This window comes from Enterobacter sp. MGH 33 (assembly GCF_000534535.1).
Classification (GTDB): Bacteria; Pseudomonadota; Gammaproteobacteria; order Enterobacterales; family Enterobacteriaceae; genus Enterobacter; species Enterobacter hormaechei_C.
This window is the reverse complement of the sequence record NZ_KI973212.1, coordinates 3079463-3102286: the sequence shown is the minus strand read 5'-3', so window position 1 is coordinate 3102286 and position 22824 is coordinate 3079463. Positions and strand designations below refer to the sequence as shown.

26 protein-coding genes are annotated in these 22824 nt (G+C 51.8%); 12 read left to right on the top strand and 14 right to left on the bottom strand.

The window, feature by feature from the left end; genetic code table 11:
• Window positions 1-181: 181 nt before the first annotated feature.
• The 3 genes from L379_RS09540 to L379_RS09550 are packed head-to-tail and all read right to left on the bottom strand — an operon-like array spanning window position 182 to window position 2932.
• Window positions 182-1651 (bottom strand): glucosyltransferase domain-containing protein, encoded by a 1470-nt coding sequence (locus L379_RS09540; RefSeq protein ID WP_032654033.1) that lies wholly within the window; start codon window positions 1649-1651, stop codon window positions 182-184.
• Window positions 1644-2573, bottom strand: coding sequence for a glycosyltransferase family 2 protein (locus L379_RS09545; RefSeq protein WP_032654030.1), 930 nt, complete (start codon window positions 2571-2573; stop codon window positions 1644-1646). The genes L379_RS09540 and L379_RS09545 overlap by 8 nt, the downstream gene beginning before the upstream one ends.
• Window positions 2570-2932, bottom strand: a complete 363-nt coding sequence (locus L379_RS09550; RefSeq protein WP_032648602.1) for a GtrA family protein — start codon at window positions 2930-2932, stop codon at window positions 2570-2572. The genes L379_RS09545 and L379_RS09550 overlap by 4 nt, the downstream gene beginning before the upstream one ends.
• Window positions 2933-3081: 149 nt before the next feature.
• Here L379_RS09550 and L379_RS09555 point away from each other — a divergent pair, with 149 nt between their 5' ends.
• From L379_RS09555 to L379_RS09585, 7 genes are all read left to right on the top strand, one after another.
• Window positions 3082-3312 (top strand): class II holin family protein, encoded by a 231-nt coding sequence (locus L379_RS09555; RefSeq protein WP_015571338.1) that lies wholly within the window; start codon window positions 3082-3084, stop codon window positions 3310-3312.
• Window positions 3293-3832, top strand: coding sequence for a lysozyme (locus L379_RS09560; RefSeq protein ID WP_032654028.1), 540 nt, complete (start codon window positions 3293-3295; stop codon window positions 3830-3832). The genes L379_RS09555 and L379_RS09560 overlap by 20 nt, the downstream gene beginning before the upstream one ends.
• Window positions 3829-4191 carry a hypothetical protein gene (locus L379_RS09565; RefSeq protein ID WP_032654025.1) on the top strand — a complete coding sequence of 121 codons (363 nt, stop codon included), beginning with the start codon at window positions 3829-3831 and terminating at the stop codon, window positions 4189-4191. The genes L379_RS09560 and L379_RS09565 overlap by 4 nt, the downstream gene beginning before the upstream one ends.
• An 852-nt stretch (window positions 4192-5043) precedes the next feature.
• Window positions 5044-5799: a DUF4225 domain-containing protein gene (locus L379_RS09570; protein WP_017384435.1), complete on the top strand. Its 756-nt coding sequence runs from the start codon at window positions 5044-5046 to the stop codon at window positions 5797-5799.
• Between the two features lie 2 nt (window positions 5800-5801).
• Window positions 5802-6125 carry a hypothetical protein gene (locus L379_RS09575; protein ID WP_017384434.1) on the top strand — a complete coding sequence of 108 codons (324 nt, stop codon included), beginning with the start codon at window positions 5802-5804 and terminating at the stop codon, window positions 6123-6125.
• A gap of 91 nt (window positions 6126-6216) precedes the next feature.
• Entirely contained in the window at window positions 6217-7185 is a 969-nt protein-coding gene (locus tag L379_RS09580; RefSeq protein ID WP_022649395.1) for an IS5-like element IS903B family transposase, read from the top strand.
• Window positions 7182-8147: a LysR substrate-binding domain-containing protein gene (locus tag L379_RS09585; RefSeq protein ID WP_050597041.1), complete on the top strand. Its 966-nt coding sequence runs from the start codon at window positions 7182-7184 to the stop codon at window positions 8145-8147. Before L379_RS09580 ends, L379_RS09585 begins: the two co-directional genes overlap by 4 nt.
• Before the next feature lie 5 nt (window positions 8148-8152).
• Here the strand turns inward: L379_RS09585 and L379_RS09590 are convergent, their stop codons facing one another.
• The 6 genes from L379_RS09590 to L379_RS09615 all read right to left on the bottom strand — a co-directional run bounded on the left by L379_RS09590 (window position 8153) and on the right by L379_RS09615 (window position 13764).
• Window positions 8153-8623 (bottom strand): hypothetical protein, encoded by a 471-nt coding sequence (locus L379_RS09590; RefSeq protein ID WP_017384432.1) that lies wholly within the window; start codon window positions 8621-8623, stop codon window positions 8153-8155.
• 165 nt (window positions 8624-8788) lie between these two features.
• On the bottom strand, window positions 8789-9505 hold the full coding sequence (locus L379_RS09595; RefSeq protein ID WP_017384431.1) for an ABC transporter ATP-binding protein: 717 nt from the start codon (window positions 9503-9505) through the stop codon (window positions 8789-8791).
• A complete protein-coding gene (locus L379_RS09600; protein WP_032654019.1) occupies window positions 9502-10377 on the bottom strand; it encodes an ABC transporter ATP-binding protein in 876 nt (291 codons plus the stop codon). The genes L379_RS09595 and L379_RS09600 overlap by 4 nt, the downstream gene beginning before the upstream one ends.
• On the bottom strand, window positions 10374-11648 hold the full coding sequence (livM, locus tag L379_RS09605; protein WP_015570245.1) for a high-affinity branched-chain amino acid ABC transporter permease LivM: 1275 nt from the start codon (window positions 11646-11648) through the stop codon (window positions 10374-10376). Before livM ends, L379_RS09600 begins: the two co-directional genes overlap by 4 nt.
• Window positions 11649-11659: 11 nt before the next feature.
• On the bottom strand, window positions 11660-12574 hold the full coding sequence (locus L379_RS09610) for an ABC transporter permease subunit (protein WP_003859667.1): 915 nt from the start codon (window positions 12572-12574) through the stop codon (window positions 11660-11662).
• Window positions 12575-12642: 68 nt separating this feature from the next.
• A complete protein-coding gene (locus L379_RS09615) occupies window positions 12643-13764 on the bottom strand; it encodes a branched-chain amino acid ABC transporter substrate-binding protein (RefSeq protein ID WP_032654017.1) in 1122 nt (373 codons plus the stop codon).
• Window positions 13765-14175: 411 nt separating this feature from the next.
• Between L379_RS09615 and L379_RS09620 the strand changes: the two genes are divergently transcribed.
• The gene (locus tag L379_RS09620; RefSeq protein ID WP_003859671.1) at window positions 14176-14844 is read left to right on the top strand and encodes a YecA/YgfB family protein; all 669 of its coding nucleotides are present in this window, start codon (window positions 14176-14178) and stop codon (window positions 14842-14844) included.
• Window positions 14845-15160: 316 nt separating this feature from the next.
• On the opposite strand, the gene tyrP is transcribed toward L379_RS09620, so the two are convergent.
• Complete coding sequence (gene tyrP, locus L379_RS09625) at window positions 15161-16372, bottom strand: tyrosine transporter TyrP (protein WP_032655647.1); 1212 nt, start codon at window positions 16370-16372, stop codon at window positions 15161-15163.
• A gap of 191 nt (window positions 16373-16563) precedes the next feature.
• Between tyrP and L379_RS09630 the strand changes: the two genes are divergently transcribed.
• Window positions 16564-16800 carry a YecH family metal-binding protein gene (locus tag L379_RS09630; protein ID WP_003859673.1) on the top strand — a complete coding sequence of 79 codons (237 nt, stop codon included), beginning with the start codon at window positions 16564-16566 and terminating at the stop codon, window positions 16798-16800.
• A 36-nt stretch (window positions 16801-16836) separates the two neighbouring features.
• Here the strand turns inward: L379_RS09630 and ftnA are convergent, their stop codons facing one another.
• Both ftnA and yecR read right to left on the bottom strand, forming a co-directional pair.
• On the bottom strand, window positions 16837-17334 hold the full coding sequence (ftnA, locus tag L379_RS09635; RefSeq protein WP_003859676.1) for a non-heme ferritin: 498 nt from the start codon (window positions 17332-17334) through the stop codon (window positions 16837-16839).
• A 199-nt stretch (window positions 17335-17533) separates the two neighbouring features.
• Window positions 17534-17872 carry a YecR family lipoprotein gene (gene yecR / locus L379_RS09640; protein ID WP_015570249.1) on the bottom strand — a complete coding sequence of 113 codons (339 nt, stop codon included), beginning with the start codon at window positions 17870-17872 and terminating at the stop codon, window positions 17534-17536.
• Window positions 17873-18117: 245 nt separating this feature from the next.
• On the opposite strand from yecR, the gene L379_RS09645 reads away from it, so the two are divergent.
• Window positions 18118-18756: an RpiB/LacA/LacB family sugar-phosphate isomerase gene (locus L379_RS09645; protein ID WP_003859680.1), complete on the top strand. Its 639-nt coding sequence runs from the start codon at window positions 18118-18120 to the stop codon at window positions 18754-18756.
• Window positions 18757-18798: 42 nt separating this feature from the next.
• Here the strand turns inward: L379_RS09645 and L379_RS09650 are convergent, their stop codons facing one another.
• Window positions 18799-20217, bottom strand: a complete 1419-nt coding sequence (locus L379_RS09650; RefSeq protein ID WP_032654014.1) for an MFS transporter — start codon at window positions 20215-20217, stop codon at window positions 18799-18801.
• A 214-nt stretch (window positions 20218-20431) separates the two neighbouring features.
• Here L379_RS09650 and azuC point away from each other — a divergent pair, with 214 nt between their 5' ends.
• Window positions 20432-20515, top strand: coding sequence for a stress response protein AzuC (azuC, locus tag L379_RS25900; RefSeq protein WP_003859682.1), 84 nt, complete (start codon window positions 20432-20434; stop codon window positions 20513-20515).
• A gap of 106 nt (window positions 20516-20621) precedes the next feature.
• Complete coding sequence (locus tag L379_RS09655) at window positions 20622-20873, top strand: DUF2766 family protein (RefSeq protein ID WP_003859683.1); 252 nt, start codon at window positions 20622-20624, stop codon at window positions 20871-20873.
• Between the two features lie 80 nt (window positions 20874-20953).
• On the opposite strand, the gene L379_RS09660 is transcribed toward L379_RS09655, so the two are convergent.
• Window positions 20954-22297, bottom strand: coding sequence for an anaerobic C4-dicarboxylate transporter (locus L379_RS09660; RefSeq protein WP_032654011.1), 1344 nt, complete (start codon window positions 22295-22297; stop codon window positions 20954-20956).
• Window positions 22298-22824 lie beyond the last annotated feature (527 nt).

Here is a 22824-nt window from a genome sequence, read left to right as displayed (position 1 = left end):
AGATTCACTGTATGTATCACCAGCAAAAAGAGAACGGTTTCAAATTGTATAACTTATGACCATTGATTGGTATTGCTAATGATAAAAAACAAGCCATCATCACTGCATTTAATGGTGACAAATTAAATTTATGAACCTAATAAAATTAAGGAAGGCCGAAAAGTATCGGCCTTCGACTAAGTTAGTTCACGTCTTTACATTTTGTAAAGTCTATTATTACCGCGTCTGAATTGTGCATAACAAAATAGTCATCATTAGCAATTAATACACCTTGTTTGCATAAAGCATCTCTGGTTGCTCTTCCTTTGCTTATATGAATATAGTTGAGATAGATCCCATACTGCCGCATGAAGTAGTTTGCGAAAACCCAGTTCTCTCTTATGGATGGGGTAATCAGTTGACGAATGACAGGGAAGTTGTCTGCATATTTATTAGACACCTTGGAAAGCTCAGGCATGCCTATAAAAACAAGATTCTTAAATGGTTTATTTAAATTGTTAATATCTTTGGCAATTACTATTGCCCGATATTCATCAAGCCTTTTTTGCATGGTTGAAGCATTCCCATACGCTGCGGAAAGTGAGAAAGCGTAAACCACCGGGACAATCATCAGGAATTTCCAGTATCGGCTTAAGAAATATATCGCACAAAATACCCCAATGAATACTATGGCATTAACGCCAAGCAATACGCGGGGGTTTGTCACTGGTTTATAGAGTAATAGTAAGGGGCCAGCTATGCATATAAAAATAACTGGAAATGCAATGAGTATAGTTAACTTATCAAACGCAAGGTTTAATTTGTTTTTATTGTTATTGTGTGTAAATAAAGACTTTATCCATATCACTAATAGCAATACTACCAGAGCAACTGCTATCACGTATGCCGTTGTATCTAGTGAGTTTAATACTCTATCGTAAAATGCTTGAGCATTACTAAAAAGCAGACCTATCGGATCTGGTTTTTCAGTAATCATAATACTGTGATTTGTGTTGTAATCACCCTCGATAAAGGCAGGTACAATTGCTAAAGAGTAAATCACCTGAGCTACAAGTAATGATATGGCTTTGTATAAAGCGGTAAGTAAAATGCGACCTTCGCTATTTATTCCTGCTAGTATTGCAGCAAAACAAACTAGTATGATGTACACATTTATAGATGGCTGATAAAGACACATGGTGCCAATCAGCAAGACGGTGCCAACTGCACAGCCAGCTAAAGGTCTGAACTTTCCTGGGATTGTGAACGCAAGAGATGCGAATAATAATGATAAAGCCATAGGCAGAGAATCGAACTGATAAGAAAGATTCTCTAAATAAAACGGAGATATAATAAAAGAAAAAGCCAGTATGTTTCTTTTTGCTTTATCCTCAACACCAAAGTGCTCAGCAAGTAGAGCGCCGCAGAGCACAGTAATTAGCATTGCAATAATTATGGTGAAAGGGGAAAGGTTACTTATAGGGAATCCAAAGCTTAGACCCTCCATAATCCAGTCACTTAGTGGCCTTCCGTTTACACCCCATTTAGTATAACCCTCCGTTGCCCTTCCTATATCATCATTAAACATACGTCCTGCAATAATGATAGGAAGGATGTACACTAATCCTGCAATGTACGCAATTTTGTATCTGCTGAAGAACTGTTCAATCATCTTTCTTGCCCTTGTTTTTAAGCACATATCTTGGACGATTTTTCACTTCAACATATATCCTGCCAATGTATTCTCCAAGTACGCCGATACCGATCAACTGAATGCCGCCAAGGAAAAGAATAGATACCAGTAAAGATGGATATCCACGGACAGCATTACCGAACACCAAAGTGTCGAAAATCATCCACGCGCCGTAAAGGAATGCCACCCCAGCAACAAACAGGCCGATGTAAGTCCACATACGCAGAGGGAATGTAGAGAAGCTTGTGATCCCTTCAAGCGCCAGGTTCCACAACTTCCAGCCGTTAAACTTCGTGCTGCCTGCAACACGCTCGGCACGGGCGTACTCGACTACATCAGTGCGACCACCAACCCATGACAAGACACCTTTCATGAAAAGGTTACGCTCAGGTAAAAGCTTAATATTTTCTACAACCTCACGAGACATGAGACGGAAGTCACCAACGTTTTCTTCAATCTTCGGATTGCTGATCTTGTTGTGCAGCTTATAGAACCACTCAGCCGTCTTGCGCTTCAGTCGGCCATCTGTTGAGCGATCAGAGCGTTTAGCCAGAACCATATCAGCCCCGGCTTGCCATTTCTCTATCAGGTGAGGAATGACTTCGATAGGGTCCTGCAAGTCTACGTCGATCGGGATAATCGCTTCACCGGTCGCGTGGTCAAGCCCGGCGAAAAGAGCGGGTTCTTTCCCAAAGTTACGAGTGAATGACAGTGGAACAACAAGCGGATCGGCAACAGCAAGCGCGTTGATAATTGATTCTGTCGCGTCTTTACTGCCGTCATTAATGAAAACTATCTCAACCTCATGCTTCTGAAGCCCTTCAAATTCCCGAACAGTTTTATAAAAAATAGGTATCGCGTCTTCTTCGTTAAAGACGGGAACGACCAGAGAAATTTTCATTTCGCATCCCTAAAGACAATGAACTTTGAATAAATAAAACCGCACACCAGACTGATGGCGGAGAAAAGAATGAGAGTTACGATCGGAGCCATGCCGGACTTATCGGCAGCCCAACCAACAGCCGCGCTCAGCGAGCCCATGAACCCAACGTAAAGCATGTAACGCATGGTTGTGGTGGAAGACTTGAACGTGAACCTGGCGTTTGCAAAGAAGCTGAATGACACCGCCACGACGAACCCGGCGAAGTTGCCAAGTGCCTGGCCTGTGTGAAACGCATATATGCAAATAGCGAACACAACCCAGTGAATGAGCGTGTTTATGACACCGATCGATGTGTACTTAGCGAAGAGCTTTAACATTATGAGAATCAGTCTATTCTGAAAGGCAAAGAGTTTAGCACTTGTCACTAACCTAATCGACCTCCTCTATATGGTCGGGATTCCGACCGGTCTCCACGCTTACCCTCGGCTCACACAAATATTTTCCCCACAGGGGGTGAGGCATGAGGATGAACAACCTATCAGACGTAGCGGCAGGACTATCCTACGGCACATCTATTGGCAGCTTTGGGTACTGGCTGTTGCAACTACTCGATAAAGTGAGCCCCAGCCAGTGGGCTGCAATCGGCGTTCTTGCAAGTATTCTCTTTGGTTTACTGACGTATCTGACCAACCTGTATTTCAAAATCAAAGACGATCGTCGAAAAGAGGCCAGAGATAATGGCTACCAGCAAGACTAAATTCAGCGCCGCAGTTCTCGGACTGATCCTTGCCGGGGCGCCTGCTTCCGTCATCCTCGATCAGTTTCTGAATGAAAAAGAGGGAAACAGCCTCACAGCTTACAAAGACGGCGGTGGGGTCTGGACTATTTGTCGTGGTGCCACAATGGTGGATGGTAAACCGGTGGTGCAGGGCATGAGGCTGACCCAGGCGAAATGCGACCAGGTAAACTCCATTGAACGTAATAAGGCGCTGGCTTGGGTAGAACGAAATATAAAGGTGCCGCTGACCGAACCACAGAAAGCCGGTATTGCTTCGTTCTGCCCGTACAATATCGGCCCCGGTAAATGCTTCCCATCAACGTTCTATAAGCGCATCAATGCCGGTGACCGCAAAGGGGCCTGCGAGTCGATCCGCTGGTGGATTAGAGACGGTGGCCGCGACTGTCGACTGACAAAAGGCCAGGAGAATGGCTGCTATGGTCAGGTTGTACGCCGGGATCAGGAAAGCGCACTTGCGTGCTGGGGGATAGACCAGTGACCATTAAAGCAAAGCTGTTAGCGCTGGCCGTTCTGCTGGCCCTTTTCGCTGTTACCTTTTACGCGGGTTATCTGAAAGGCTGGTACGCCCATAGCGAAAAGGTAAACAGTGAGCATGCAGCGAAAAACAAAAAGGCTGAGAAAGCCGTCGCCAGTAGTGAGCAGAAAGCGGCAGCGGCCAGCGCAGAAGGTAAAGTGATTTACCGGACCATTTACCGAGATGTGGTGAAATATGCTAACGACCCGAATCATACTAAGTGCGATTTTGACGATCACGCTGTGCAGCTGCGGCAGCGAGCCCTCGATGCGGCCAACTCCATCAGCGGATTTGATGCAGGAGCCATGCAAGGGAGCGAGTAAAGCAGGAACAGACAGCGACGAAGATCTGCAAGCAGACATCGAAACAGCGGAATGCCTGCGGCAGTTACGGCTGGATAAATATCGTTGGCAAGCTTGGTACAGGGCTACGGAATAACGCACTCTTATTCACTAATCATTCCGAAGATTGGTGCCGGAGAGGTTGTAAGTGCATGTATTTAAGGCGTATATATTTGGGTCTATGTTCGGAATATTTTTATAATCTACTGATTTTATTGGTTTTAACAACCAATTTAAAATCCCTCGGCGTTCGCGCTGTGTGGGTTCAAGTCCCACTCCGGCTACCATGGGAAAAAGCAGAATAATCAAAGCAATAAGCAGTGTCGTGAAACCACCGAAAGGTGGTTTTTTTGTGCCTGCAATCCCCCCTTCCTGACAACAAATCTTATTTTCCAGCCCGGCACAGGGACAACTTTAACATGGCTCTCCGGCGACAAGCTCTCAAACGTCCAGGATGTGAACTGGTTTTTAAGTGAAAAATAAGCGGAACGGTAGTGAACCGACCAGCGCATAAAAGCTTCTCAGAAAGCTGTGTAGGGAGGTACGCAGAGGGTATGAAAACGGAAATGCCTCGGGCAAAGCGAACGGAAACTGGTACAACAGGTGGACGAACTGAGGCAGTGCCGCCGTACAGCATTGTCACTTACTGCCCAATCATCTGACTGTAAGCGCCGGGTATAAAAGCATGTGGCGATAATGCACGATGTGGCCGTGTGCACTTTGTATAAGAAATTTCACCTCTTAGCTGCTGCAAACGCATATATGTAAACGACTATTGAATGTCGTCTAAACGCATGTAGTATTGATGATCATCATTTGTAACATGGAGGTGGAATGTATAATCATAATCGTGATAAAAGTCATTTTGAGCATAAAATCCGTGAAATTGAGCTGCTCACAGAGCAAATCGCCGCAAAGCATATACTTTATGGCACTTCAAATCTGTTTTTTGAAATCCAACAGCTTGTGGGGAATTTGAAAAGAGAGATTGAATCCCATTGTCTTACCTATTCTGGGGGGACACATATCCTTGATGAACAGATACGGCACCTCCATGAACAGGATGAGCTGCTTACTTTTAACCGAGCGAAGATATACATAGTTGTCGAAAAAAATCGGACGACAACGACAACCATCGCGCTCAAACAGATTGGCTTCGTCGCCGGTGGCGCACAAGTTTATGGGGGCGCTAGTTTATGTGTTGGTTCGCTGGGTCTGGCATGTGCTGCGTACGGCGCCCCTATGATCGCTCATGGTTTAAATAATATGTACGAAAATGGCTATTATCTCCTTTTCCGTGAAGAACAATCAGGAACCCTGAGAGATGCATATAGATTTGCTGCTACGAAGTTAGGTTATGGTAATAACCAGGCAGACTTAGTCTATGGCGTCGTTGATCTCTCTTTATCAGCATATGGTGCGGGCAGAAAAGTTTTGGGCCCCAGAGAAAAGTCCTGGAGTTTATTCCACAATATCCAATCCGATTATATCAGAGGTTGGCAAGAAGCGTCTAAAACCGCAATGGCGCTGGATTTGACCAGTGGGAGTATTACGGGTTGGCAGATGTACCAGATAGCTAAAGAGAATTGATTATGTCACAAGAATTAGAATTTTCGCTTCATCCACCTGTTTGGCCTGCTATCGTGTATTTTGTTGTATCTGTGGCAATTTTTTTCCTGCTTTATCTCGGTAAACTAAAAGTTAACAGGCTGCGTAAATACCCGCTATTTATCGCATATATGGTGTTTGTAATCGCTGTTGCAGCCGTTCAGATAAACATCTTTGCTAATGGCTACGAGTTTGTCCGCAGCTTTTTGCATATCGATTTTGACCCCTATCGATATGACTCGGTATATTGGGGATCATTGTGTTTCTCCATAATTTACTTGCTGGCGTTGCCCCGGAACAAGTTTTAGCATAATGAAATTTTCATTTAAGGGACGCTATGTCTTTACCGCCATTGTATGCACTGCGTGGCTTTGTTGAATAAATCGAACTTTTGCTGAGTTGAAGGATCAGATCACGCATCTTCCCGACAACGCAGACCGTTCCGTGGCAAAGCAAAAGTTCAAAATCACCAACTGGCCCACCTACAATAAAGCCCTCATCAACCGTGGCTCCATAACTTTCTGGCTGGATGATGAAGCTATTCAGGCCTGGTATGAGTCGGCAACGCCTTCATCACGGGGAAGACCTCAGCGCTATTCTGATCTCGCCATCACCACCGTTCTGGTCATTAAACGCGTGTTCAGGTTGACCCTGCGGGCTGCACAGGGTTTTATTGATTCCATTTTTACACTGATGAATGTTCCGTTGCGCTGCCCGGATTACACCAGTGTCAGCAAGCGCGCAAAGTCGGTTAATGTCAGTTTCAAAACGCCCACCCGGGGTGAAATCGCGCATCTGGTGATTGATTCCACCGGGCTGAAGGTCTTTGGTGAAGGCGAATGGAAAGTCAAAAAACATGGCCAGGAACGCCGCCGTATCTGGCGAAAGTTGCATCTGGCAGTTGACAGCAACACACATGAAATCATCTGTGCAGACCTGTCGCTGAACAATGTGACGGACTCAGAAGCCTTCCCGGGTCTTATCCGGCAGACTCACAGAAAAATCAGGGCAGCATCGGCAGACGGCGCTTACGACACCCGGCTCTGTCACGATGAACTGCGGCGTAAGAAAATCAGCGCGCTTATCCCGCCCCGAAAAGGCGCGGGTTACTGGCCCGGTGAATATGCAGACCGTAACCGTGCTGTTGCGAATCAGCGGCTGACCGGGAGTAATGCGCGGTGGAAATGGACAACAGATTATAACCGTCGCTCGATAGCGGAAACGGCGATGTACCGGGTAAAACAGCTGTTCGGAGGTTCACTGACACTGCGTGACTACGATGGTCAGGTTGCAGAGGCTATGGCCCTGGTACGAGCGCTGAACAAAATGACGAAAGCAGGTATGCCTGAAAGCGTGCGTATTGCCTGAAAACACAACCCGCTACGGGGGAGACTTACCCGAAATCTGATTTATTCAACAAAGCCGCACTGCGTGCGTTTGAAGTTGCTGCGCGGTTGAACTCCTTCAGTAAAGCCGCTGAAACGCTCAATATTACGCCGGGCGCGGTCAGCAGACATGTTCGTACCCTTGAACTGTGGTTCGACTGCGAGCTTTTCAAAAGGCAAGGTCCTCGGGTGGAGGTCACTGAAGCCGGGCGAGTGCTTGCCGGGCAGCTGAACGAAAGCTTCACGAGCATTGAATGGGCCTGCCGGGTATTTCGCAGTGAAAACCACCTGCTGCGGCTTAAAGCGCCCAGCACCCTGACCATGAGATGGCTTCTCGACGTGCTGCGATCTTTTCGCAACAACCATGCAAAACCACAGGTTGAGATTGCCAGCGTCTGGATGGACATTGACACCGTTGATTTCAATCTTGAGCCCTACGATTGCGCCATTCTTCTCGGCAATGGGCGTTTTGGTGACACAACGGAAAGCCAACTGCTATTTCATGAATGGCTTATCCCGGTTTGTACTCCATCGCTTATCGAACCGGCCCGGCAGCGGCTTCCGCAATGCGATCTGATCCATCCTTCACCGGACAGACGTGACTGGCGGCGCTGGCTGCGAAGAACAGGATTGTTCCCGGGGCTCGATATGAGCAGCGGTATGGTGTTCGATACCCTTGAACAGGGAAGTATTGCCGCGATGAACGGGCACGGCATCGCTATCGCCGACCTGCATCTCACGCTTGATGCCCTGAAAAGTGGCCTGCTGGGCCTGCCTTTCAGGGAAGCTATCGCGACGGGGGATGGCTACTACCTCGTCTGGCCAAAAAATTCACTCAAAAGAGAGAGCATTCAGCATCTTCTGGCCTGGCTGCAAAACCATACCCCGGTCGTTCCGGCGCTGGATATCGATTATCTGGCATACGATGACAGTCGGATTTATTAATACCGTTATGAATAAGATATATTTGCCATCTTTTTATAACGTTCTGGCAAAGCGCTGTTCAGGTTGAGCACCTTATCCAGAATATAAAATGCTGGCGTGTTTTTCTGCTGTTCAGCGTCAATAATTGCCGCGCGTAATAGCGTGGCGGCAGACGAAATCTTGTTAAAATAGTCCTCAGACTCCGGCGTCTGTAATTCACCAGAAGTGGCGTAACGCACGTCCGGCCAGCCAGAGAAGTTGAGCAGCGGGAGAGGGTTGCCTGCTTCGGGCTGACAGGATGAAAGCAACGCAGCTGCTTTTTGGGGATCGCGATAGGCAACTGAAAGCATATACGCGCGCTGCGAAAACGGTAACAGGGCGTCAGAATGATTTTTGGTGGAGATAAGCATGGTCATAAAATTCGCTAAATCGCCACCTGATGGGGTTTCAGATGGCGATATAATTTTCATTAACTGAAATAAAGCATCAAGTGTCATGTTTGCCCCGGTTCCTCACATTATGACTATTCAGTTTGCGCCTGAATGTTTTAATTGGCCCACCGTCAGGGTAGGTCGAGAGGATAATATTGGAAGGCGTGCGTTTTTGAAAAACGATTAATAATGGCAATCACTGTGAGTTTTTCTCACTATAGCCTTTTCGTTTCACACGCCACCCAGATACGCCTTCCTCACCTCCGGATCCTTCAGCAACGCCTCGCCGCTGCCGCTTAACCGAATCTGCCCGTTAACCATCACATAGCCGCGGTCGGACAACTTCAGCGCGTGGTGCGCATTCTGCTCGACCAGAAAAATCGTCATTCCGTTACGGGCCAGTTCGCGCAGCGTCTGGAAAATCTGTTTAACCACGATTGGCGCGAGGCCGAGGCTGGGTTCATCCAGCAGCAGAAGTTTAGGACGGCTCATCAGCGCGCGGGCGATAGCCAGCATCTGCTGTTCACCGCCGGAGAGCGTCATCGCCCGCTGGTTACGTCGCTCCTTGAGGCGGGGGAAGAGGTCGAACATGCTTTGCATATCTTCCGCTGCATGCTGATTGCCGACGGGGATTGTCCCCATCAGCAGGTTCTCTTCTACAGACATATCCGGGAAAATGCGTCGTCCCTCAGGTGCCTGCGCGATGCCGCCGGTGGCAACATAGTGGGTGGATTTGTGGCTGATATCCTCGCCGCAGAAGAGGATCTGCCCGTTGCGGATCCGGGGCTGACCAAAGACAGACATCAGTAATGTTGACTTCCCCGCGCCGTTAGCGCCAATCAGGGCCACGGTTTCCCCTTTGTTAACCTCAAGCGAAACCTGCTTCAACGCCTGGATCACCCCGTAGAAAACATCCACATCCTGAAACTGAAGCATCGGTTCGCTCACAGATTTACCTCGCTTTCGTCGGTGCCCAGATACGCGGCAATCACTTTTTCATTGTGCTGGATCTCAGCCGGTTTACCTCTGGCAATCACATCGCCATGATCGAGCACAATGATGTCATCTGAAATGCCCATCACCATCCCCATATCATGCTCGATCAGCAAAACCGTGATGTCATGGTGGTCGCGCAGGAACCGGATGATCTCACTCAGCTTGTGCGTTTCCACCGGGTTCAGGCCGGCAGCAGGTTCATCGAGACAAATCATCTCCGGGCCGGTACACATGGCGCGGGCGATTTCGAGGCGTCGTTGCTGGCCATAGGACATTTCCCCGGCCAGACGGTTCGCGCAATCCACCAGATCCACCACCTCCAGCCAGTAAAACGCCCGGTCCAGCGCATCGTTCTCTGAGCGACGATACGCAGGGGTGTTCAGCACCCCCGCCAGCAGATTGCGGTTGACGCGCATGTGCTGTGCCACCAGCAGGTTTTCCACAACGGACATCTCGCGGAACAGGCGGATGTTCTGAAACGTGCGCGCAAGACCCGCGCGGTTCACCAGATGCGTGCCGCCAAACATCTTATAGAACAGGAGTTGACCAAGCTGCGCCGGGTTGAGCCAGTCGCCCGGCTGGAATTTCTGGCCGAGCACCTGAATGACATTGGTGGTTTTATTTCGTGCATTGAACAGAATGTTGCCGCCGGAGGCCCGGTAGAAACCGGTCAGGCAGTTAAAGACGGTCGTTTTTCCCGCGCCGTTAGGCCCAATGAGTGCGGTAATGGAGCCGCGCTGCACCTCAAGATTGACGTCGTTTAAGGCCTTGATCCCGCCGAAGTGCATCATCAGATGTTCTACACGTAAAATCGTTGCGTTCATGGCGCCACTCCTTTACGCACGGCAAATCCGCTGCGGTTGATGCGGATCAGACCGCGAGGACGCCAGATCATCATCACCACCATCAGCATGCCAAACAGCAGCACGCGATATTCCGCAAAGCTGCGCAGCAGTTCCGGCGTGACGGTCAGCACAAAGGCGGCCAGTACGACGCCGACGGTGGAGCCCATCCCGCCCAGGACCACAATGGCGAGGATCAGGGCCGATTCAAAAAAGGTGAAAGAGGTCGGGTTAACAAACCCCTGGTAGGTGGCAAAAAACACCCCGGCGATACCTGCCGTCGATGCGCCCAGGGTGAAGGCCGAGAGTTTGACCAGAACGTGATTCAGCCCCATTGAACGGCAGGCAATCTCATCCTCACGGAGCGCTTCCCACGCCCGTCCAATGGGCATTCGGGTCAGCCGGTGTTTAATGTACAGCACCAGCATGACTACCAGGAACAGCACCGCATAGATGAAGATAAACTTCAAGTTGGGGTTATAGGTCAGGCCGAAGAACTCGTGGAAGGGGACGCCGCCTTCTTTGGCGCGTCGGCCAAACTCCAGGCCAAAAAAGGTCGGGGCAGGGGCTGAAACGCCGTTAGGCCCGCCGGTGAAGGTGAGCCAGTTGTTCAGCACCAGGCGGATGATCTCGCCAAACCCGAGCGTGACGATGGCGAGATAATCCCCGTGCATGCGCAGCACCGGAAAGCCGAGCAGGGCGCCCGCGCCCGCGGCCATTAGCGCCGCCAGCGGCAGCATGCTCCAGAACCCAAGCCCCAGATACTGATACCCGAGCGCCAGCCCGTAAGCGCCGATGGCATAGAAGGCGACATAACCCAGATCCAGCAGCCCTGCCAGGCCAACAACAATGTTCAGCCCAAGACCGAGCAGGACGTAGATCAGTCCGAGAATGGCAACCGTCAGAACGTATTTAGTGGCCACAAACGGGAAGCAGATCGCCAGCGTGACAATCAGCGGAATGATCCAGCGCATGCGGCTTTTATACGCCGGCGGCCGGACATACACCCCCGCATTGTCGGATTCAAACCGTGCCTGTAAACGTCTTCCGGCCGCCGTAGCTGAAAAGGCGCTCAGTAAAAAGCGTCCCACCATCACCGTGCCTACAATCCACGCCAGCCGCTGGCCGTCAAAGGTAAAGCTGTAACCATCCAGTATCACGCCCGCAATCGGGCCGAAAATAATCAGGGCGATCATTCCGGAAAAAATCGAGTCCAGAATGCAGCGCTTCAGGGAAAAACCGTCAGAGGTCATCGCGTTGTTCCTTACACTTTAGCCACGACGGGGCGGCCCAGCAGCCCCTGAGGACGAAAGATCAGAATTAAGACCAGCAATCCAAACGAGAACACGTCTTTATAATCCGAGTTCACCATCCCGGAGAATTGCGCTTCTGCGACGCCCAGAATCAGCCCGCCAAGCATCGCACCGGGCAGAGAGCCGATGCCGCCCAGCACCGCCGCCGTAAAGGCCTTGATGCCGATAACAAACCCGACGTAAAAATCAAAGGTGCCGTAATTCATGGTGATCAGCACGCCCGCCAGCCCGGCCATGGCTGCGCCGATAACAAACACCAGCGAAATAATTCTGTCGGTGTTGATACCCAGAATGGAGGCCATCTTACGATCCTGCTGTACCGCACGGCACATGCGTCCTAAGCGGGTACGGTTGATAATCCAGGTCAGCACCAGCATGCCCGCGAACGAGGCGATGAGAATAAAGACTTTGGTATAGGTTATCTGGACAAACCCTTCGCCGAGGTGAAAACGCAGCACGCCATCAAGCATGGTGGGCACGCCCTGCTGGCGCGGGCCCTGGCTGAGCTGGACGTAGTTTTGAAGTATCAACGACATCCCGATGGCCGAAATCAGCGGTGCCAGACGCGTCGAGTTGCGTAGCGGCTTATAGGCGATGCGCTCAATCGTCCAGCCATAAACGCCGGTGACCACGATGGTGAAAACCAGCGTCCCCAGGATCAGCAGCGGAAAGGAGTGGAGTCCAAAAAACGCCAGCAGGGCCAGGCCAATGGCCGAGAGATAGGCGGAGATCATATACACTTCGCCGTGGGCGAAATTGATCATACCGATGATGCCGTACACCATGGTGTAGCCGATGGCGATAAGACCGTAGACCGAACCCAGCGTTAAGCCATTAATTAATTGTTGCAGGAAGAATGTACTCATGGTCGCGCACCTGAATAAAGGGTTACGCCGACAGTCAGACCTGCCGGCGCTGAGCAGATTCCGTCCCGTTATGGCACTTCTTTATATTTGCCTTTGTCATCCCATTGATAGACCACGTAGTCAGAGACTTTGAGGTCACCTTTGCTGTCCCAAGCTTTTTTACCCATCACCGTGTCGACAGGGTTGGCCTTCAGCCACTCGCTGGCTTTTGCGGAATCCGTCCCTTTCGTGGCCTTGAATGCCGCCGCGATAGCCTGCACAGACGCGTAGGCGTAGAGGGTGTATCCTTCAGGTTCAAATTTACCGGTGCGGAATTTCTCGATGACGGCTTTTCCGTCCGGGATCAGGCGCGGATCTTTACCGAAGGTCATGTAAATACCGTTGGTGTATTGCGCCCCACCGGCGGCGGTGACCATCTCTTCATTGACGATACAGTCTCCCGAGAAGAACTTCGCCTGCACGCCCTGTTCACGCATCTGGCGAACCAGCGGGCCCGCTTCCGGGTGACAGCCTCCGAAGAACACCACGTCCGGTTTTTGTGCGCCAATTTTGGTCACCAGCGCGTTAAAGTCTTTCTCCCCGCGGGATAACCCTTCGTACATCACCTCCTTCACGCCGCGTTTCGCCAGCGCCGCCTTAGTGGCGTCCGCCAGCCCCTGACCGTAGGTGTCTTTATCGTGGATGATGACCACCCGTTTGGCTTTCAGCTTATCAAGAATGAAATCGCTGGCGACCTGGCCCTGCTGGTCGTCACGTCCGCACATGCGAAATATATCGCTCATGCCACGTTCGGTAATCAGCGGGTTCGTTGAGCCGGGGGTGATGGAGAGGATCCCGGCATCGCTGTAGACCTCGGAGGCGGGCATGGTCGACGAGGAGCAGAAGTGGCCGACGACCGCTTTCACTTTATCCTGATCGACTAAGCGGTTGGCAACGGCGACGGCCTGTTTGGGCTCGCAGGCGTCGTCGCCCTGAACCAGTTTGATTTTCTCACCGTTGATCCCACCGGCGGCGTTAATGTCTTCCGCCGCCTGTGTAGCGCCATGCCAGTATTGATCGCCGTAGGTTGCGTTCGGGCCTGTGAACGGCCCGGCCACGCCGATGACGATATCGGCCTGCGCGGAAAAGGCCGTCACCAGACAACCGGCCAGCACCAGGGAGAGGGGAGTTTTGATAAATTTCAGCGACATTATTATGTTCCTTAGCAAAGAGGTTTTTGCACCAGGTATAAACCCGAACGCCTGATGGCATCGTAAATCCAAAAACAAGAGCGAGAACAAAATGCACTTTAGAAGCAATCTCATGCTTAATACGGCGAGGATCCCACGCACCGCGAAGCGCGCAGAACATTAAGCAAAAAGGTTGCCAGAATGGTTAATCCCTTGACCGGGTCACAACACGTTGAGTATAGAGCGCCGTTTTATGCGCCTTTGCGGGATGAGATGAATTTACAGCGGAGATCACATCTCCTTAACAACAAAGCCCATAAGTTGTGCAACGGTCACGATTTGCACGTTTTTGCAGCAATAAAGACCTAAACTTCAGATAGGCACGCGCGGCGATATATGTCAGGATCGTTTTTTTTATCAGGAGTATCAGCAATGGCTGAAGGCCCATTAAATGAAAGCGAGATGGCGTGGCTGGAAGAGACATTAATCTCTTACGGTCACGACGATGCATCCGTGATTGACGTGTCCGAACTGGACGGCATGCTTACCGCAGTACTTTCCGGTCCCGTTGTGGTGGAGCCCGACACCTGGCTGGTGGCGGTCTGGGGTGGTGAGAAATATATTCCGCGCTGGAAAAACGATCGTGAGATGAACCGTTTTATCGATCTCTGCTTTAAGCACATGAACGATATTGCCGAGCGTTTGAGCGAATACCCGGATCAGTTTGAACCGCTGTTTGGCTATAACGACGTTGACGGTCAGAGCTATACCGTGGTGGAAGAGTGGTGCTATGGCTACATGCGCGGCGTGGCGCTGACGGACTGGTCATCCCTGCCGGAAGCGCTGGAAGCGGACCTGGCGGTGATTGCCCTGCACGGGACGGAAGAGAACAGCGAGAAGCTGGATGCGCTGACCGAAGAGGAGTACATGGCCAGCATCGAAAGCATTCAGCCTGCGGCGCTGCGTTTGTATAACTACTGGGTGGCTAACCCGCAGCAGCCGGAAGCGAAAAAGCCGATCGTGAACGGGTCGAAGGTGGGGCGTAACGATCCGTGCCCGTGCGGGAGTGGGAAGAAGTTTAAAAGCTGCTGCCTGCATTAAATCATTAATTACTGTGGCCTGAATGGGGCACGGGTGTTGAGTCCCCGCTAAAATCGGCGAACCGGAGACCAGATGACAAGGGCTGGACGCCATGGATGGCGGCCAGAGGCGAATCGAGACAGGATGTCGAGTTGAGCCGACCGCAGGCAGATGGTCGGGAGGTGAGCGCAGTGCGAAGCACCGATTTTCCGCGGGGCCGCGGGGATTGATAAGGGGGCCGCGGCGGCCCCCTTATCCCGTTCACATGCTGTGAAAAAATTATATTCTGTTGATCTTAAGGTGAACGGAACAGTACCTCAGGACCTGTATAAATAAGTTATCCCACTTCCGGCAGCATCCCCGCTGCAATCAAAATCTGCACCAGAATAATCACCACCCCACAACCAAACACCGCGCAAAGCATTGGCGTACCGCCCGCTACGCGATACCCCTGCTGCGGATGTTGCTGGCGGCTCTTCCACGCCAGCAGGGAAGGCAGCAGCAGGGCCAGTACCGATAACGCCACGCCAGCATACCCCAGCGCCATCACAAACCCGCGCGGGTAAAAGAGCGCGAAGGCCAGCGGCGGCAGGAAGGTCATCGCCCCCGTCTGTAAGCGTCCGGCAACGGTATTGCGACGCTGGAACAGATCCGCCATATAGTCAAACAGGCCAAGCGCTACGCCGAGGAAGGAGGTTGCCAGCGCCAGGTCTGCAAACAGATGTACCGCCAGCTCCACGTGTGAAGAGGCCACCACGTTACGCAGGGCAACCAGGAATCCATTCAGACCAGAATGCTCTGCCATCAGGCCGATAAAGGTATTGGAATCAATACTGCCCAGCGTCACCAGCTGCCAGAACAGGTAAGCAATCAACGGAATGGCGCTGCCGATAACAAAGACGCGGCGCAGCTTGCGAATATCACCGTTCATATAGCTCACGATGCTCGGCACGCTGCCGTGAAAACCGAAGGAGGTGAAAATAACCGGGATGGCCGAAAGCGCCAGACCTTTCTCCAGCGGGAGGGAGAGCAGGTTAACCTTGTGAACATGCGGTGCCAGCAGCACCAGCATCACAATCAGGAAGAGAATTTTGGCGCTGAACAAAAAACGGTTAAACAGATCGACCAGCGATGTGCCCGCGCAAACCACGCCGCCACCGATCAGCGTAAAGACAATGGCGCCTGTTTCCGGTGAAAGTGACGCGCCGAAGCCGTCATTGATACTTGACGCAATCAACTCCCCGGCGCCGCTGATGTAAGCGGCAGTCAGGGCGTACATCAGGAACATCATGCTGAAACCGGTGATCCACTGCCCGTAGCGTCCAAGATAGCGTGCAGCCAGGGAGCCTAAGCCAGTATCGGCAGGGACATGCTGATAAACCTCCAGCAATAATAGCGCGGTGTAACACATCAGGGCCCACAGACCGCCCAGCAGCACTACGGTAACCCCAAACCCGACGCCGGCGGCAGCCAACGGCATGGCCAACATTCCTGCGCCAATTGTCGTTCCGGCGACGATAAAAATACTTCCCAGAGTTCTGTTCTTCACGCTTTCCTCTACAACGCTTCCATACCGCGACTCATTCTGCGGCGCAGAGTAAGGGAAAAGCACCATCTCGTCAAATCACCGTTACATGGGGTGTAATGATTAATTTACAAAAAGAAAAGGGTAACCTGCGCCAGCGCAAAGCGTGCCGTAGAGGGAACGTTTAGTCTGCTTTTTATTTGCGAGAGGTAACCATGTCAATTCACGGACACGACGTGCTGAATATGATGATTGAGTCAGGTGAGCGCTATACGGAGGAGAGTCTGGTTGAGGCGATACATGCCCGCTTTGGCGAAGCGGCGCGTTTCCATACCTGTTCAGCTTCGGAGATGACGGCCGCGGAGCTGGTGGCGTTTCTGGCGGCGCGCGGAAAATTCATTCCGGCAGCAGACGGATTTTCCACTCACGAAAGTAAAATCTGCCGCCATTAAATAATGCGGTGCTGAAAACTCAGCACCGCTTTTCTGTTAATTCTGGGTATCGAGCGTCGACAGCTCTTTATCAATGAAGTACAGACCTTCCCCGGATTTACCTGCCAGAGATAATTTATCCAGCACGGATTTAAACAGCTTCTCTTCTTCGTGCTGTTCAGCCACATACCACTGAAGGAAATTAAAGGTTGGATAATCCTGGCTGGTCATGGCGGCATGAGCCAGTTCATTAATTTTCTGGGTGATCAGCTGTTCATGCTCATAGGTGGCGCGGAACAGTTCATCAAGAGAGCCGTATTCGGCAAAAGGCGATGCCACGTTATCAATGCGCGGCAGGCTGCCGGTGTCCGTCAGGTAATCAAACAGACGCTGCATGTGCGTCATCTCTTCCTGGGCATGACGACGCAGGAAGGCGGCCGCCCCTTCAAAGCTGTGATAGCTGCACCAGGCGCTCATCTGCTGATAAAGCAGGGAAGAAAAAAGCTCAAGATTCATTTGCGCATTGAGCTTGTCGATCATTTCAGTTTTTAACATGGTGCAGCTCCGATTATTAATTCTGGTTCATGATGAGCGACACTATAATTTGTTATTTAATTATTTGCAAAAAGTAAAATAAATATTTCTTTATTAAAAATACGAATGGGAATAAAACGCATTGCCGCCATTTATATTCATTAATGAGAATTGTTTTAGTTCTTATTAAATAAACTGCCAGCGTGACTGGCAGTCGCGGTTAATACCACGGATTCTGGCTGGAAGAGGTAACAGCATATCCCTGACATTTATACTGAATGGTCACACTTTCGTTCAGACAGAGTGAACCGCTGATCAGGGTGCAGGTTTTAATTGGCTGCCCGTAGGCTGACGCAGTGGCGTAGCCCATATGTTGACAGGCTTTGGTTGCCGTACCGTTATTAACATACTCATCAGACCAGGCGTTTTGCAGCATGGCCTGGCCATAGTCGAGGCGCACAATTCCGTTTGGGGCATCCGTACTGCTGACTTCTGCCTGACGGTTGATACTGCACCCGGCGAGCAACAGGATCGTTCCGGCTATGATTACACGTTTCATGGTTCACTCTGCGTGACGGGAAATACGCCATTGTAACCAACGCGATGGTACGCAATGGCTGGAATAGCCGGAGGATCTGCCCTCTCACTGTGCAACGAGCCGGGCCAGCGCGCGAAATTGTGAGCGCATCTTTGTTTTTTAAAACAAGTTTTCACTTAATTTGAAAGTGCGTTTGTTTGATAGTAAGGTTAAGTTGAAAAGGTATCCACAGCGGGATCGCCCGCCATGCATTCAGGAGAGACAAGATGAAAATTGCACTGATGATGGAAAACAGCCAGGCCGCTAAGAATCCCATCATCCTTAATGAGCTGAAAGCCGTTGCTGATGAGAAAGGTTTTCCGGTCTATAACGTCGGTATGAGTGATGAGAACGATCATCATCTCACCTATATTCACCTGGGCATCATGGCGAGCATTCTGCTTAACGCTAAAGCCGTTGATTTTGTTGTTACCGGCTGCGGTACCGGGCAGGGCGCGCTGATGTCCCTGAACATCCATCCGGGTGTGATTTGCGGTTACTGCATCGATCCTGCGGATGCTTTCCTGTTTGCGCAAATCAACAACGGTAACGCGCTTTCTCTGCCGTTTGCGAAGGGCTTCGGCTGGGGGGCAGAACTGAACGTACGCTTTATCTTTGAGAAAGCGTTTACCGGACGCAATGGCGAAGGCTATCCACCAGAGCGTAAAGAGCCGCAGGTGCGTAACGCCGGGATCCTGAACCAGGTGAAAGCGGCGGTGGTGAAAGAAAACTATCTGGATACCCTGCGAGCAATCGATCCTGAGCTGGTTAAAACCGCCGTATCAGGCCAGCGCTTCCAGCAGTGCTTCTTCGAGAACTGCCAGGACAAAGAGATTGAAGCCTTCGTGCGCGGTATTGTTGGCTGATTTACTTTGCCGGGCGGTGCGTTGCCTGCCCGGCAGATAGCGTTACTTTTTCGATGAGACCGCGCTGCCAGCATCTTTGGTCAGACGCAGCGTGTCAACCATTCCCACCAGGAAGATCAGCGCGATTGCCACAAATGCCAGCCGGAAGCTCATTCCCGGCATACCGGCAATCCCCATCGCCTCACTGACTTTTTCCCCGATACGAATACCAATCGCCCCGAGCGTGATCCCAAGCCCCACGGCAAGCTGCGTTGCGGTTGAAAACAGGGTATTGGCATAGCTCATCTGCGCCGATGGCACATCCGCAAAAGCCAGCGTACTGATGGCTGTAAACTGAATCGAACGGAAAACGCCGCCCAGATAAAGGATCAGCATGATGAGCCACGCGGGCGTCTGCGGCGTAAGAAACGCGCAGGCCAGCAACGCCAGGACATTCAACGCACCGTTAATCAGCAACAGCCGCTTAAACCCCAGGCTGCGGATAAGCGGCGTCGTCGCCGGTTTAATGGTGAGATTGCCAACGAAAACCGCCAGCACCAGCAGGCCAGAATGGAACGCGTCCATGCCAAAGCCGACCTGGAACATCAGCGGTAACAGGAACGGAACCGCGCTGATGGAGGCGCGAAACAGCGATCCGCCGTACAGGGTGACGCGAAACGTCGGCACCTGCATCGCATCGAGCCTGATCATCGGCCAGGTTGCCCGCTTAAAGTGACGCAGCGCCAGGCTTAAGGCGACGACACCGACGATAAACAGCGTGGCGGTTAATCCTGTTCGCAGAGGCTCTGCGCCCATCAACTCCATCGCATAAACCAGGCTCACCATGGCAAGGGTGGTGACAACAAAACCCGGTAAATCAAACGGTCGGCGCGTATCTTCATGCAGGTCTGGAATGATGCGCAGCGCCAGCAAAATGGCGATTATCCCCAGCGGCACGTTAATAAAGAAGATCCAGCGCCAGTCGGCATAGCTGGTAATGAACCCACCCAGCGGCGGGCCGATGATCGGCGCGACCAGCGCAGGCCACGTCAGGGTGGCGATTGCCGTGATGAGCTGATGTTTTGGCGTGGTGCGTAGCACGGCCAGGCGACCTACGGGCACCATCAGCGCGCCACCCATGCCCTGGAGGACGCGCATCGCAACGAACTGATCGAGCGTGGTGGACAGGCCGCAAAATACCGAGGCCAGCGTGAAGATCGCCAGCGCGAGGGCAAACACTTTTCGCGCGCCGAAGCGGTCGGCGATCCAGCCGCTGGCGGGGATCAGTACGGCCAGGGTGATCAGATAGGCGCTGATGCCGATATTCAGATCCACCGCCTGGTCGCCGAAGCTTTTTGCCATATCCGGCAACGCGGTGGCGATCACCGTCCCGTCCAGAAACTCCATAAAGAAAGCACCGGCCACCAGCAGCGCCGCAGGCGATAATCCACGGCTCTCTTTGCCGGATACGTTTTCACTCATTCTCTTCCTGCCCGCTCAAAAAATTTTATAAACATTTACTGGAATTTATAAGCCTGTAACGTGCGGATTTATCATGGCTTTTTTTAACAAACCAGCAGCACTGAGGGTTTAATAACCGTGATGCAGGTCACAAAATGGTTGATTTTTGTGATGGTGGTCATATTATAAGCGTATTGACAATAACACCTGCATAACACGTTACTGGAGCAACATAATGAAACTGCGCAAAATCCTGAAAAGCATGTGGGCAAACTACTGCACAACGTTTAAAGACGTCCCACCGGGTGCGATGTTCTGATAAAAAAACCTGCTTCGGCAGGTTTTTTTATGTCTGCGGTCGACGAGAAGGAGATGGAAGGGCGTCTGTTTTGCTACTATGGCGGCCTTTGAATAAGGAGAACCCCATGTCACAAAACCTGAGCGCCGATCAGGAACTGGTATCTGACGTCGTCGCCTGCCAGCTGGTTATCAAACAAATCCTTGATGTGATTGACGTTATCGCGCCGGTAGAAGTGCGCGAAAAGATGTCGACCCAACTGAAAAACATCGATTTCACCAACCATCCTGCTGCGGCGGACCCGGTTACGCTCCGCGCGATCCAGAAAGCGATTGCGCTGATTGAACTCCGCTTCACACCGCAGGGTGAGTCTCACTAAAATAAACCGATGTTTTAAAATTAGAAACTCTTTTCTGCTTTTACGTCGAAGGGCGACAGAGCCTGTCGCCCGCAGAAGGATCAGAAGAACGTCTGCACCAGCAGATAGCTCACCACGCAGGCACAGCTGACGCCAATCAGCCCCGGCAGAATAAAGCTGTGGTTGATGATGAATTTACCGATGCGGGTGGTGCCGGAGCGATCGAATCCGATACAGGCCAGATCGCTCGGATAGGTGGGCAGCACAAAGTAGCCGTAGGATGCCGGGAAGAAGGCCACCAGCATTTTCGGATCGATGCCCAGCATCAACCCCATCGGGGCGACCGCGGTCAAGGCCGCAGCCTGGCTGTTGACCAGTTTTGATACCAGGAACAGCACGATGGCATACGTCCAGGGATGACTCTTCACCACCCCCTCCAGCGCCATTTTCAGCTCGTCGAGATGCGCCTGAAAAAAGGTATCGCTCATCCATGCCACGCCAAACACCGAGAAAATCGCGACCATCCCCGCCTTAAACACCGCCCCGTTTGAAATGGCCGACGCATTCACCTTGCAGGTCATCAGCATGATGGCCCCGGCGATCAGCATCATCATTTGAATGACAAGGTTCATCGACAGGGCCGTCATTTTGCCTTTGATCTCAAACGCCGGACGCAGCTCGGGCAGCGCACCCAGCAGGACCACAACGGCAATCCCGGCGAAGAAGATCCACGTGGACCAGTAGGCCTGTTTCGGGAAGCGCTGATCCATCAACGTCTCCGTTCCTCCATAGATAAACTCCCGCTGTTTCGGATCTTTCAGCTTTTCCTGAAATTCAGGATCGTCTGCGAGGTTTTTCCCGCGGCGTAAGCTCCACAGTGCCGCAATGGCGACGCCAGACAGTGAGGCCGGTACGGAGACCGCAAGAATTTCGAGGATCCCCCACGCGTGGCCGATACCGTGCTGCGCACCCAGAATCGAGACCAGCGAAACGACGGCCACGGAAACGGGGGAGGCGGTGATCGCCATCTGAGAGGCCACCGAGGCCACCGCCATCGGCCGTTCCGGGCGTATGCCTTTTTTCAGGGCGATATCCGCAATGATGGGAAACATGGTGTAGACGACGTGGCCGGTCCCGCACAGGAAGGTCAACATCCAGGTGGTAAACGGTGCGAGAAGGGTGATGTGCTGGGGATGTTTACGCAGCAGGCGCTCTGCGAACTGCATCATTACATTCAGGCCACCGGCGGTCTGTAGCGTGGCCGCACAGCCGATGACGGCGAGGATCGTGAGCATCACGTCAACCGGCGGTTTACCGGGTTGCAGACCAAAGACAAAACTCAAAATAAACAGGCCGATACCGCTTATCAGCCCCAGGCCCATCCCGCCGAAGCGGGTGCCTATCAGCAGGCAGAGGATAATGACAATAAACTCAATGGTGATCATGATGCTCCCTCGTCAATGAATGTAATTAAACAAATCATTACACGATGTGTGGTTATTCATTGGGAGCAAGATCTGATTTGTTAAATGTCAGCAAAAGCAGGGAGTTGGTACCCACTCCCTGACGGGCTGAGGGATCCCCAGTAATTTGAAAGCAAAAGCGATAACGTTGCCTCAGAATAACTGAGGGCTTTCAGCGATGCCTCGGTCCGGCTGTAAATCGCTGAGGCGTTTCCTGTAGGCCGGGGCGAGGCGCAGGGATGCGCCGAGAGGGCGGGCTTTACAGGGATGTTACCTCCGCCCGTCCCCGATAAGCCGGAAGGAATAAGCCGAAGGCACCGCGAAGCGGCGATTTTCCGCCGGAAGCCCGGGTCGCCAGGGTGGTGGCGACTGAGCCACCCTGGCACGTTCACCGGTTATGCCGTGACAGAGTTGCAAGGAACATAAAGTGAACGGAATGACCACCAGAGCCGTATGTTCCCCCTCACCCCAGCCCTCTCCCTCAAGGGAGAGGGGGCCGTCTGTGCAGG